The sequence below is a fragment of the Spirosoma daeguense genome (assembly GCF_054776875.1).
In genome coordinates this window covers 1-13,163 of the sequence record NZ_BAAHBF010000014.1, presented here as the reverse complement: position 1 = coordinate 13,163, position 13,163 = coordinate 1, and the positions used below count along the sequence as shown (strand labels likewise).

The 13,163-nt window shown below is 51.0% G+C and carries 11 protein-coding genes; 2 read left to right on the top strand and 9 right to left on the bottom strand.

Annotated features, from left to right (window positions below):
* Positions 1–11: 11 nt before the first annotated feature.
* The 5 genes from ACYVD4_RS31395 to ACYVD4_RS31375 form a co-directional block, all read right to left on the bottom strand.
* The gene (locus ACYVD4_RS31395) at positions 12–515 is read right to left on the bottom strand and encodes a cyclophilin-like fold protein (protein ID WP_460952346.1); all 504 of its coding nucleotides are present in this window, start codon (positions 513–515) and stop codon (positions 12–14) included.
* A gap of 499 nt (positions 516–1,014) precedes the next feature.
* Entirely contained in the window at positions 1,015–1,368 is a 354-nt protein-coding gene (locus tag ACYVD4_RS31390; protein WP_460952345.1) for a hypothetical protein, read from the bottom strand.
* A gap of 61 nt (positions 1,369–1,429) precedes the next feature.
* Positions 1,430–2,662: a PQQ-dependent sugar dehydrogenase gene (locus tag ACYVD4_RS31385; RefSeq protein ID WP_460952343.1), complete on the bottom strand. Its 1,233-nt coding sequence runs from the start codon at positions 2,660–2,662 to the stop codon at positions 1,430–1,432.
* A gap of 184 nt (positions 2,663–2,846) precedes the next feature.
* Positions 2,847–3,134, bottom strand: a complete 288-nt coding sequence (locus tag ACYVD4_RS31380; RefSeq protein WP_460952342.1) for a DUF7683 domain-containing protein — start codon at positions 3,132–3,134, stop codon at positions 2,847–2,849.
* Positions 3,135–3,260: 126 nt separating this feature from the next.
* Positions 3,261–4,394, bottom strand: a complete 1,134-nt coding sequence (locus ACYVD4_RS31375; protein WP_460952340.1) for an XdhC family protein — start codon at positions 4,392–4,394, stop codon at positions 3,261–3,263.
* Between the two features lie 445 nt (positions 4,395–4,839).
* Here ACYVD4_RS31375 and ACYVD4_RS31370 point away from each other — a divergent pair, with 445 nt between their 5' ends.
* Positions 4,840–5,787, top strand: a complete 948-nt coding sequence (locus ACYVD4_RS31370) for a helix-turn-helix domain-containing protein (protein WP_460952338.1) — start codon at positions 4,840–4,842, stop codon at positions 5,785–5,787.
* A gap of 151 nt (positions 5,788–5,938) precedes the next feature.
* On the opposite strand, the gene ACYVD4_RS31365 is transcribed toward ACYVD4_RS31370, so the two are convergent.
* The 4 genes from ACYVD4_RS31365 to paoA all read right to left on the bottom strand — a co-directional run bounded on the left by ACYVD4_RS31365 (position 5,939) and on the right by paoA (position 11,662).
* Positions 5,939–7,600: a carboxylesterase/lipase family protein gene (locus ACYVD4_RS31365; protein WP_460952336.1), complete on the bottom strand. Its 1,662-nt coding sequence runs from the start codon at positions 7,598–7,600 to the stop codon at positions 5,939–5,941.
* A gap of 200 nt (positions 7,601–7,800) precedes the next feature.
* The gene (gene paoC, locus ACYVD4_RS31360) at positions 7,801–10,011 is read right to left on the bottom strand and encodes an aldehyde oxidoreductase molybdenum-binding subunit PaoC (RefSeq protein ID WP_460952334.1); all 2,211 of its coding nucleotides are present in this window, start codon (positions 10,009–10,011) and stop codon (positions 7,801–7,803) included.
* A gap of 1 nt (position 10,012) precedes the next feature.
* Positions 10,013–10,963: an FAD binding domain-containing protein gene (locus ACYVD4_RS31355; RefSeq protein WP_460952333.1), complete on the bottom strand. Its 951-nt coding sequence runs from the start codon at positions 10,961–10,963 to the stop codon at positions 10,013–10,015.
* Between the two features lie 60 nt (positions 10,964–11,023).
* Positions 11,024–11,662 carry an aldehyde dehydrogenase iron-sulfur subunit PaoA gene (gene paoA / locus ACYVD4_RS31350; RefSeq protein ID WP_460952375.1) on the bottom strand — a complete coding sequence of 213 codons (639 nt, stop codon included), beginning with the start codon at positions 11,660–11,662 and terminating at the stop codon, positions 11,024–11,026.
* 222 nt (positions 11,663–11,884) lie between these two features.
* On the opposite strand from paoA, the gene ACYVD4_RS31345 reads away from it, so the two are divergent.
* Complete coding sequence (locus ACYVD4_RS31345; protein WP_460952331.1) at positions 11,885–13,063, top strand: IS3 family transposase; 1,179 nt, start codon at positions 11,885–11,887, stop codon at positions 13,061–13,063.
* Positions 13,064–13,163: the final 100 nt, after the last annotated feature.

Here is a 13,163-nt window from a genome sequence, read left to right as displayed (position 1 = left end):
AAACGTGTAGGCTATTGCAGGTCGTAACTTACCGTCACACTACCCGCTCCCAGGGCAGCTTCAAGTCCGGCTGGGTTATCGATCTGTCCCAGTTTGGTGTAACTATAACTTGTCGGAAATGACTTGTAAAAGAGCACCAAGGTGGAGGATCCATACAGCATTAGATCACCCGAATTAATCGTTCGGGGATTTGATGAGTTGGTAGGCAAGCTGTTGGGGAAATTGTAGAGTTTTTCGTTCCCGTTTAACTCACTCATCGAAACAGTCATGGGTAGCCTGGTTTTAAAGGCCGTGACAGTCGGATTGTCCAGCAGGGTTGCAGTGAACGTAGTAGAGCCAACCCGGATTCGAAGCTTATTGCCGATCGGTTTAGTACTCGCTGTATCTGGTTGAGTGTTGCCACTGTTTTCAGGCACAGCAGCCGAAGGAGCCCCATCGTCATCCATTTTGCACGCCATGATTCCAACAATAAAAAATAGAAGTAAGGTAAGTCGTGACCCGTTGTTTGCTTTCATACTGATTTTATTGACAACGTTGACCGTTCCGTAGTTGACCTAAAAGGATTACCTTTCAGTATACAAAGTTACCTGGAAGACATTGGCTACTTTATAGTAAAACCACAGCCTTTTTTATGAATATCGCACCTAGTGGCTGGTTAGACACTTGTACGGATTGTTCGCATTAAAAGGTTATTGCGGGTATTAAAGCTTATTTACTAATGGTTTACAGATGGATCAGGAATGGCTAATGAATAAAACATATAGGTTGAAAGTGCCAATATAATTATGAAAATACGATTGCACCAGACCAAGGCTACTCTAAGCTGCACAACCCATCCCAATAGTTTGTGAAATGCCGTCCAGAATAAGCTCTAGACATCAAACCGGTAAACTGACTTCCAGACAAGGAACTATGCACGGGAAATAAAGCAGTTATTCGGGATACCTGGTCGCATGGGCAGATGCCTGTAGGACTAGTGCCATGGATTAATTAGTTTAGGGATCAATTGATTAGTTAATTCAATCCAGCTTCAGGGTAGGCTTGATACAGGCTCGATAAGACGGGGAGAGGTACAAGCATCCAGGCCAAAACCTCGTTGACTGGTTCATAAGTCCATGCCAGGTTTTTATTTATGGCGTTTATGCTATTGTATTGGCCAGACAGTTTATTTGTCAAGCCAAAATAACGTTCGCAATTTTTGCAAAACTGGTTATGCTTATGGTCATAAAAACCAGCGACTACGCCCACTAAAGCAATATTTAGAATGAGTTGATAACTCATTTCCTCTTCCAGACTTAACTGGGGCGGTTTGGCGCTCGCGGGATACCAGACGTAGGGTCTGCTTTTAGTTAAGAAATGGCTATTCATACATTTTCGTTAGGTAGGAAGTGTCAGTAAATTAAAGTAATCAGAGTACAGTCAAATGCCCTTATCGCCGATCAATCCGATATAGTCTGCCTCCGTCCGTAATGGCATACAAAGCTCCATCCGTACCCTGGGTGACATCCCGGAAACGATGCCCCTCACCCGCCAGCAATCGTTCTTCACCAATCACCCGGTTGTTTGCGATCACTAGGCGTGCAATGTGCATTCCGCTCAGTGACCCAATGAACAGGTTGTTTTGCCACTCCGGGATTCGATTGCTGCTATAGAACGTCATCCCACTCGGGGAGATGACTGGATCCCAGTAATAAACGGGTTGCTCAAGGCCTTCCCGTTGCTGAATGCCCTCGCCCACCCGGGTTCCGCTGTATTCGATCCCATAGGTTATGATCGGCCAGCCATAATTTGCGCCAGGCTGAATGCGATTGATCTCATCGCCCCCTCTTGGACCGTGCTCACTTTCCCATAATTCACCCGTTACGGGATGAAACGCTAAGCCTTGTGGGTTACGAAGGCCAAGTGAATAAACCTCCGGGAGTGCCCCGGCTGTAGTCACCAATGGATTACCACTGGAAGCCGTTCCGTCTTTAGTAATTCGAATGATTTTACCCAGACCTGAGTTAATCGACTGTGCCTGCGGCCGGGTAACCAGATCCGAACGCTCTCCTGTACTCACCAGTAAGTTACCTGCCGGATCAATCACCAGTCGACCTCCATAATGCGCTGTTCCGCGATAGACGGGTAAGGCTCGGTAAAGGATAGTTGCGCCTTCAATTCTTGTTTCATCGGCTGATAAGGTTCCCTTGGCTACTGCCGTTACATTCCCATCAGGCCGTGCTTCAGAAAATACCCAGTAAATCATTCGATTTGTTCCAAAAGCGGGATCAACCCGGACGCCTAATAATCCGCCCTGACCCGCTGAATTAACGGCTGGAATTCCCGCGATGGGTCCACTAAGTTGACCGGCCGGGGTAGCGATGCGCATGGTGCCCGCTTTCTCGGTGATAAGTAGACGACCATCAGGGAGGCTGGTAATTCCCCAGGGACTTTGAAGTGATTCGGTTAATACGTTACTCACGAAGGGTGTAGTGGTATGAACTCCCCTGATTCTGGTTTGGCCCGAAAAGGCCGGGCGATACGTTGAATTTGCCGGGTTGGTTTCAACCGCTGAAGAGTCGGTAGATTCGGTCGAGGAATTTGAGTTATCGGCCACGTTGGGAGAGCAGGAAGTAATCCCAAACCAAACGCTGGCAATGATCATTAGAACGTGATTTTTCATTCTTCGTTGAGCGTTAATGTGTAGTAAAATGAACCATAGTCGTATCGAAAAGGATTAAGCCAATCATTTCTGGCAAAAAATGGCTACTCGGCGTTTTCGCTTTCTTAGTTATTCGAATTTGATAGAACGCTGATCTGGCCAAGGTAAAAAGAGTCGTTTCCAAAAATGAGCCGATGGCAGTATCCTAGTCCGTATACACAGGCGGGACTAGCCGCTCTGATGAGATGTTCGCCATCGGAAAGCAATCCAATTGATAGATGTGCTGTGCAAAATCAAATTGGATGGGTAACCACGTTGACAGTACCTGCGCTTGTTGTTGACTGATCAAATGGGAATCATAGAGCGGTACTTCATTGGTAGAAAGGGCAAACACCCATTGAAGGTCAGGGTAGGGGACCGGGGCGGCCGCTACTTCCCCCAATAAGATATTTGTATCTTTACAATACCAGCTTATGACATAGTGGACGCCCATAACGATTTAGTAAAACGCATGAATAGTCTTTTTAAGCACGTAGTCTCGTATTCTTGTTTTCTTATGCACAGAACATGATCATGTTTGTTCGCGTAGGTGCGCCCGTGTTACCGGAAGTTCAGCAGGTTAAACAAAAGTCCCTAACGATACCGATGAGTCTCGTTCATGAATAGGACCTACTTTCTCTTTCAGAAAACCACCTGTTCGCTGGCTGAAAAAAGCTTTAATTTCAGCCAGAATTGATAAAGCAATTTCATCCGGGGTTTCGGCCCCAAGGTCTAAGCCGATCGGCGAATGAACCCGATCCAAGTCCTGCTGTAAAAAATGGTTACCCGTTTTTATCCACTCGATTTGCATTTTTTCATACCGTTTGCGGGGGCCTAAAACACCTACATAGGGTACGTTGGTGGCCAACAAGTGGGTTAGCACAGCGTGGTCATATTTGTAATTATGGGACATTAGCACGGCTGCTGTTCGGTCCGTAATCGAAATTTTCTGGGTCACCGACTGTGCATCTGCATAGAGCATACAAGTGGCCTGCGGAAACCGCTTAGGCGACAGGTGCGCAATACAATCCTCCGTTACGGTCACCTGCCAGCCGATTTCGGTGGCTAACCTGGTTAGTGGGATTGTATCATAGCCAGCCCCAAAAATGATTAGTTCGATCCCTGGATCAATCCGCTCGATGAATACGTCCACCAAACCATCTTCCAGCGGATACGTGATCGTCAAGGGTTTGCCTAGGTTCCTGACTACTTCTATGTCCAGTTGAAGCCAGCCTGGTATGTCTTCCGCCGGATTACCCGTGCTGACAAACCGGTTTCCTGCCGATAGCCTTGTAGCCGGGTCAGCTCGGTAAACTGTAGCGATCACGCGTTGATCCCGCCGTTGGACAAAGTCTCGTAACAGGGCAATGGGGTTGGTCGCATCTGTGGGATCAATTGGTTCGATGAACACATCAATTATGCCATTGCAACCCAGTCCAACGCCTAAGCTGTTCGCATCATCATCCATCGTGTCGTAGCGAACCACCATCGGTTTACCATCCAGCATGACCTGACGAGCTTTTCGCAGGGCATCCCCTTCCAGACAACCCCCACTGATGGCCCCTTCCCAACGGCCATCGTCGCTGATAAGCATCCTGGCACCGGGTCGACGATACGCCGAGCCTTCTACGTACACAACGGTTGCCAGCGCCAGCTTTCGCCGGGACAAGTCGGTTTGGTCGTAGATATGGAGTATGCGTTGAATCTCTTTCATGGTTACTAGTGTTTCCGACGAACTTGCGTTAACAAACGGCTAACTCCTGGCTCAAGGACCCGTATTTCTAAACGGTTCAATACTGTTTCAGGCTGAGAGAAATGATGTATAGAGTAAATGGTTTGCTCGTACCATCAACTCATCAACGTGACCCCATTTACCGCAGGTATAGCGACCTTAAGCAGTAAAGCGTGTGAACAAATGCAAGCAAACATGTAGTATTACCTTGGCAAAATAACCTGAAATTCAATAAAGATTTTATAGTAAAATCACAGCCTTTTTTATGAATACCGCATTACTTACAAGAAAATAAATTGAGCAACAATTTTGTAATTAATTTTATAATTTTCCGTTAACTACTGATAATCAATATATATCAATTAATTATAATCAATAATGCAGATTAAATGTGATTAATCTAATCTGAAAATCATAACTTGCAATTATGAAAATGCGACGTGACACCCAGCCTATCACGATGGTCTATGATAATCCATCTGAGCTACCCCCCGGCACCACCCCAGTAAGCCGTCTTTACTACGAGGACTGGAATATCAAGATCGTTGATCGGGAGAAAAGCGGTTGTGATAACTACCTGTCACCGAACCGTCGGGATTTTTATAAAATCATGCTCATGACCAGCGGCACGGGTTGCCAAACCGTAGGGAAGGACAACTACCTAATTGATGAACGAACCATTTTATTCCTGCATCCCAACGAGATTGTGTGCTGGCGTAATGCCCCCGAAACCGTAGGCGGTGGTATCTTCTGCATGTTCAAAAAACGGTATCTGGATCAGCATCCTTCCCTAAAGCTGGTCATTGACCGATACCGGTTTTTTACCGAGAAAAAGATACTACGTCTTTCCGAAGAATCTACCCAAATGATTCACCAGTTACTCACCCAGATGAAGGCTGAAGCGGCCTCAGGTGGGGAGTTGGCCGAGGAAGCCTTGCAGGCTTATGTTCAACTGGTTCTGATTGAAAGCCTGAAAGGAACAAATTATACGTCAACCGGTTCGATTTCTCATGAATACCGGCATGTTTATAATTTCTTCGAATTGCTGGAGAAGGAAACGAATCTGGCCAACCTGGACAATCCCATCCGGATACGGACGGCTCAGGAGTATGCGCAGAAACTGAACCTGAACCCTAGTTATCTGAACGGGTTAATAAAAAAGCATATCGGTCAGCCCATCAGTACGCTCATCAAAAATCGCCTGATCGAAGAAAGTAAAGCGCTGCTGATTCAGACCGATTGGAGTTTGCAGCAGATCAGCCAGATTATTGGCTTTGCGGATCAGCCTAATTTCAGCCAGTTCTTTAAAAAATATGTGGGGATAACGCCCAACGAATTCCGGCGTTCACCCATATCGCCAGCGTACGAGGATTGACTCTGCAATGTGAAGAATAAGCAGTACCGATCAACAAAACTACCCAATATCGGCACTAATGGATTGGGCATAAAGCCGCCCGGTTAGAAAAAATGCGGTGGTCAAAAGCCACCCTCCCAGAAACGTATTCCTCATAGATATGTATATTCGACTATAGTTTCCCAAGTGATCGCCACATAGCCAGCTCCTGACTAAATCGGTTGTCAATAATCTCGCAGGTGGCATCGATACGCATGGTGGGGCGAGTTTTTAGGTTGTAGGCTGGCCACGCAGGAACGTCTTTGGCGGCTGGTTTACCCGTCCGGGCAAAAGTAGTCCAGAGTTCGGCGAAGTGACGGGAAGCCGTAAATCGTTCGGGCCGGTTACCGCCGAAGAAACTCTCTTTGGGAGCCGAACCATCGCGGGGGGGCAGCTCATTGTTGAATTTAAACGAAATGTCCATCGCGTGGGGTGTACCCATTGGATAATCCGTTCCCGGAATTTTCTTTTCGGACTTGTAGCCGAAATTATACAGATAGACAGGTGCCCCGCCCTGCTTGACTTTTTTCTCGGCAATGTCTACCGAGCCCAGCCCCATCATGGTGATCGACGAGATGGCGACAAAAATATCCGCGGCCGACGCATTCGGGTTTGCTTTCCGGTACGTCTCAACAATTTTACCGGCTTCGGTTCCGTATTGCGCTTCCAGTTTTTTGGGTAAACTATCGAAGTCCAGTTTGGCAAACTCGGTGTCTTTACGTTCCCACGTAAAGAAGGTGTACTCATCCTCGTTCCAACCGACCAGCAGGGGTTTGTTGCGGGAGATAGCCGGTGCCGTCGGATCGAACGGATGATGAGGCAGCACCACGCCATCGACCACCGGCCCAAAGCCCCCGTAGTTGCGACGAATCATGCCCTGATTGCGATTCTTCTCCTGAAACGGCGGCACAAACGGCAGCTTATTCTGCATCGCCAGCAGATCAGCCGCGGGCACGTCCAGGAGTTTTCTCCAGTCTTTGGGAGCGATGTTCAATTCTTTGAGCAGCATGGCCGTTGTTTCAGCGGCTACTTCTTTGGGTGTCATGCGAACCCCCGGTCCGCTTTCAATCGAGGCTTTGTTGAAGTAGGGAGCCGCATCGGGCATTGCGTACAGACAGGAGGTTTTAGCTCCCCCGCCCGATTCGCCCCAGATCATTACGTTGGCCGGATCGCCCCCAAACTGCGCAATATTGTCATGTACCCATTTAAGCCCCAACGTAATATCCAGCATGCCCATATTGCCTGATCCAGCATAGTCTGAACCAGCCAGTTCGTCCAGATACAGAAAGCCTAAGAGTCCCAGCCGGTGATTGGTTTCCACCACGACTACGTCGAAGTTACGGGCCAGGTTCGAGCCATCCTGCCCAGCCGCTGCCCCGGAACCGCCCACAAAGCCACCGCCGTGGCTGTAGAACATCACCGGGCGTTTGCGATTATCGCTGGCCGGTGTCCACACGTTCAGGAACAGGCAGTCTTCCGCCGGAGCCGGTTCGTTGTGCCGGGGTGGTTGAATGGCCGGAGCCCCGAACTGAAGCGCGTCCCGCACGCCCTTCCAGGGTTCGAGCGGAGCGGGCCGTCGAAAGCGCCGGTCGCCGGAAACTCGCCCCCCGTAGGGGATACCCTTGAAGATCGTTACACCTTCCGCTCGTGCCCCCCTAAGGCGCCCATGAGTAGTTGCTACCTCGACGAAGTCATCGGCCTTACCAACGCTTGAGAACCCATATCGAGGGGTGGCCAGGGCGGCCGTAGCCAGGGTTATACGGGTCAAAAAATCGCGTCGGTGCAGACTGTTCATCGGGTTAGTGGTTTAGGCGTTTAGGTTTGTGTTTATAAAAAAATATCTCTCTTGAATTTCTTTGCTTCTGGTTTCTTACGTAGTGATCGGAAAACCGACAGTTGTTTTGTTTCGGTAATTACCCCTAAGCCCCTTAAGGGGCTTAGGCTGCGAATAGTCGAGCCAAGCCTTGGGGGTAGTAGACTATAGGAACCCTTAGATTACCCATTGATGCTAAGCTTATCGATCAGCTTATCGAGGGTGATGGGGTACTCGCGAACCCGGATGCCCGTGGCATTATAAACGGCATTGGCAACGGCTGCGGCCACACCTACCAGCCCCAACTCACCAATCCCTTTAGCCTTCATGGGCGACATGGTGGGGTCAACATCGTCGAGCAAAATAACCTCCTGATGCGGAATGTCGGCGTGCACAGGCACTTCATAACCCGCCAGATCATGGTTGACAAAGAAGCCAACCTGCTTATCCACCACCAGTTCTTCCATCAGGGCAGCGCCCACGCCCATCGTCATGGCCCCGATGACCTGACTACGGGCCGCTTTTGGATTCAGAATACGCCCGGCATTGCAAACGGCCAGCATGCGCCGGACGCGGATCTCCCCGGTATAGCGGTTTACGCCCACTTCTACAAAATGAGCGCCGAAGGTATCCTGCGCGTACTCCCTGGAAAGGGTTCCATAGGTCATTTCATCCGTAACAACCAGGTCCGAGGCTTTGGCTGCGTCGCCCAGCGGATAGCTACGGTTGCCCGCTCGAACCTGTCCACCCACAAACTCCACCCCTTCGGCACTGATACCCAATGATTTTGTTACGGCTTCGCGCAGCTTGATGCAGGCGGCATAGACGCCCGACGTAGCGGAGGCCGCGCCCCACTGTCCACCGGAGCCGGGTGATTCGGGAAATGTCGAATCGCCCAGTTTGACCACCACTTTATCCAACGTAACCCCCATCATCTCGGCCGCTGTTTGCCCAATAATGGTGTAACTACCAGTTCCGATATCGGTCATGTCGGTTTCGACCGTCACGATGCCTTCCCTGCTCAGCCGTACTCGAGCTGCCGATTTCATGACGGGTGCCCCCCGGATGGCCGACGCCACGCCCATCCCGATGAGCCATTGACCCTCCCGAACAGTGCCGGGCTTGGCCTGTCGCTTGTTCCAGCCAAATTGATCCGACCCGGTTTTCAGGCACTCGACCAGTTTACGGGACGAAAATTTGCGGCCTGGTTTTTCGGGGTCCTCCTGCGTGTCGTTTTTGATGCGGAAGGACACTGGGTCCATCTTCAGTTTTTCAGCCATCTCATCCATGGCGATTTCCAGCGCCATCATGCCCGTCGCTTCCCCCGGTGCCCGCATGGCATTCCCCTCGGCCAGATCGAGCACCGCCAGCCGCAACTGCGTAAACCGATTGGCACCCGCATATAGCAGTCGGGTCGAGGCCGTGGCGGAATCGACTCCTCCGCCGGGCAAATTACCCGACCAGCTTTCGTGTCCAATGGCCGTAATGGTTCCGTCGGGGGTGGCCCCAATGCGGATGCGTTGGATCGTGGCGGGACGGTGGGTCGTATTATTGGCAATCAACGGCCGGGGCAGGGTTACTTTCACCGGTCGACCCGCAGCACGGGCCGCTAATGAAGCCGCAATGATGTCGGACAGGACAGTTCCTTTACCGCCGAAGCCGCCACCGATAAAGGCCGATATAAGCCGGATATTTTCTTTCGGGATACCCAGCACCGTCGCTATGTCCCGAACGCCCCAGTTGATCTGTTGAATGGAGGCCCAGCACGTCAGTTTATCCCCGTCCCATTTGGCGATGGTCGCGTGAGGCTCCATCATGGCGTGGGTCTGGTCGGGGGTGGTGTAGGTTTCGTCCAGTTTGAGGGGGGCCGATGCGAACGCCCCCTCGAAATCTCCGACGTTCGTTTGCGCGGGTGGACTAAACCGACCCGGCTTCGGAGCGAATGCCGAATCTTTGGCTGCTGCTAGGTCGAAAGCGCCTTTGGTTTTAATATAGCTTACTTTTAGGAGCGAAGCTGCCGCTCGGGCCTGCTCGAAGGTCTCGGCCACCACCACGGCGACCGCCTGGTGATAATGGTCAATCTCCGGCCCGGCCAGCAGCCGGTCAACGTAAAATTGACCCGGCTTGAGCGGCCCGGCGCTTGCCGCTGTCACGATCGCCAGTACACCGGGCGCGGCTTTAGCCTTTGACTGATCGATGGCCTTGATGCGTCCTTTGGCGATGGCCGCACCCACCACGTACCCATACGCGGGATTGGACACGGCCTCCTTGTATTCGTAGGCGTATGTAGCCGTTCCCGTTGTTTTCAGGGGGCCTTCGATGCGGTCGGTTGGTTTGCCAATGACCTTGAGCTGGTCGATTGGATTGGTTTTGGCAGGCGTTTCAAATTTCATGTCAGTGGTTGGCTTCGTCTAAAACGGCCGCCAGGGTACGTTCGACCAGGGCTAGCTTATATTCGTTTTCCTTCGTGGGTCGGGCTCCTTTCAGCAGTTGGGTGGTAAACGCCTTCACCCCGGATGGCAGTAGTGCTTCGGCCGACTCAATCCGCCAGGGTCGGGGGGCTATCCCCCCAACAGCCACCCGGCCCGTACCATCTTTCTGGAGAATTGCCCCCACCGAAACCAGCGCAAAGGCGTAGGAGCTACGGTCACGTACCTTATGGTAGATATGCACCCCACCCACAGGTGGGGGCAGGACGACACTGGTAATCAGTTCGTTTTTCTCCAGTGTCGTCTCCAGGTGCGGAGTCTGGCCCGGCAGGCGATAAAGCTGGTCCAGCGAAAGGGTGCGTTTGGCATCATTAGCCTTTACCGTTTCGACGCACGCATCGAGGGCACGCATCGCCACAGCCATATCACCCGGATAGGTGGCAATGCACGAAGTACTGGTACCAATGATGCCCAACTGCCTACTAAAGCCAGCGATGGCCGCGCAGCCGCTGCCGGGCACGCGCTTATTGCAAAGCTGGTTAGTATCGTAAAAATAGGGGCAGCGGGTTCGTTGTAACAGATTACCGGCCATGGTGGCCTTGTTGCGTAACTGCCCTGATGCGCCCGCCAGCAGGGCTCTGGCCAGCAGCCCATAATCCCGACGGACGATGGGGTGAGCCGCTAAATCCGTATTACTCACCAGCGCCCCGATGCGCAGACCGCCAGCCGGAGTTGATTCGATCTTGTTGAGGCCAATTTTGCCAATATCGATGATATGCGTGGGCGCTTCGATTTCCAGTTTCATCAGATCGAGCAGATTGGTGCCTCCCGCCAGGAATTTAGCCCCGGGTGTTCGAGCCGCAGCTGCCGCGGCTTCAACGGGCGTCTGCACACGTTCGTAGGTGAATGTTTTCATAAGCCTTTGTTGATTGAGTGTCGGCTACGGATAAATGAGGATTGGGAATGAGCCGGTGATTTACGCTTGCCTTTCGGCCACCTCATTCATCGCTTCGGCAATATTGGAGTAAGCCCCGCAGCGGCAGATGTTGCCACTCATCCGTTCGCGCAGTTCTATGTTGGTGACCTGTGGTGTATCCAACAGACTGGCACTCACGTGACTGGGAATACCAGCCTTAATCTCGCCCAGAACGGCCACCGCCGAGCAAATCTGCCCTGGTGTGCAATAGCCGCACTGGTAGCCATCGTGCTTGATGAAGGCTTCCTGCATGGGGTGGAGCTTGTCGGGTGTACCCAGCCCCTCAATGGTGGTGATGGTATCGCCCTGATGCTGCAAGGCCAGTGACAGGCAGGAATTGATCCGCTGGTTATTAACCAGTACTGTACACGCGCCACATTGTCCGTGATCGCAGCCTTTTTTGGTGCCTGTCAGGTTGAGGTGTTCCCGCAGGGCGTCGATCAGGGTTGTGCGGGTGTCCATTTCCAGGTTGTGAGATTTACCGTTCACCGTAAACGACACCTTCGCCAGCGACAGGGGAACGGAATGGGGAGCGGCCTGCGTACCCGTGACATTCGCCAGGGTAATAGCGGCAATCGCAGCGGTCGTTCCAACAATCATTTCCCGCCGACTAATCGTCGACTCGTTTGACTCTTCCATCATATTGCCGTTTAATGGGATTAATCGGTATTTGTACGTTTAGACAAACTAAATCCTCTTGGGGAGGGTACTAAACACAAAGCTCGGCACTTTACAAGGTGAAACTTATACTAAAACCATTGCTTATTTTATGAAAACCATAGATTAGTATAATACTCTCCAAAACCTGGACAGGTAGGATAACTTGAAACAGTTAACTTCATACCTACAAAATGTCCAACAATGGCCAATCCCGTCCGGCGCATCCACGATGCCCATTTCAAGACCAAAGTCGTCCTCGAAGCTTTCAAAGGACACAAGACACTTGCCCAACTCAGCAGCGAGTTTGGCATCCACGCCCAAATGATCACCGACTGGAAACGGCAGGCTCTCGACGGGATGCCCTCTCTGTTCGAGATAACACCCAGCAAGCCAACCCTATCGGTCGAGCAACGAGAACAAATCGAAGCGCCTTTATTTCAACAAATTGGTCAGTTGAAGGTCGAAAACAACTTCCTCAAAAAAAAAATTACGGACGAGCTAAAAACCGATCTGCGGTCGCTGATCGACCCTACCCATACCCGCCTGTCGGTTAACCAACAGTGCGCTCTGCTAGGGTTAGCCCGCTCGACGTATTACTATCAGCCTTTAGGCGAATCAGCTCAGAACCTGGCCTTGATGGAGCAGATTGACCGCTTGTTTACGGCTCGGCCCGAGTTGGGTGTAGAGCGGATGTGTCAGGAACTGACCAGTCCAGAGCAACCGATCAATGTCAAGCGCGTGCGTCGGCTGATGCGGCTAATGGGTCTGGAGGCCGTTGGCCCCAAACCCAACCTCTCCAAAGCCCAGCCCGGCCACACCATCTACCCTTACCTGCTACGAGGGGTGGCGATTGAGCGGTCCAATCAGGTGTGGTCCACTGACATTACATATGTACCGATGGCGAATGGTTTTTTGTATCTATGTGCCATTATTGACTGGTTCAGTCGATTCATTTTGAGTTGGCGGTTAAGTAACACCCTGCTAGCCGACTTTTGTGTGGATGCTCTGGAAGAATCGTTAAACAAATGGGGTAAGCCCGAAATATTCAACACGGATCAGGACAGCCAATTTACCAGTAACAACTTCCTTAATCCACTGATTAGCAGCGAAGTTGCTATTAGCATGGACTCAAAAGGCCGTGCTTTGGACAATATTTTCATTGAGCGATTTTGGCGAACCATCAAATACGAACATCTTTACTTAACCTCTTATCAGGATGGTCGTAGATTGTATCAGGGGCTGAATACATATTTTCGGTTCTACAACCAAGAACGCAAACACCAATCGTTAGGTTATCAGACACCTGCGGAGTGGTACGAAAGGGGAAGAGGAAACGGAAAAGTACAACTATTGTCACCTACACCATCAAGCCTTATTTAGTCAAAAACCTGTCCAACATTTGGGGCTCTTACGCACTTTGTGTGGTTAAGTTTATGATCTGATTTTTAGCTTTTGGTGTTCTTTTCAAATGAGCACTCAG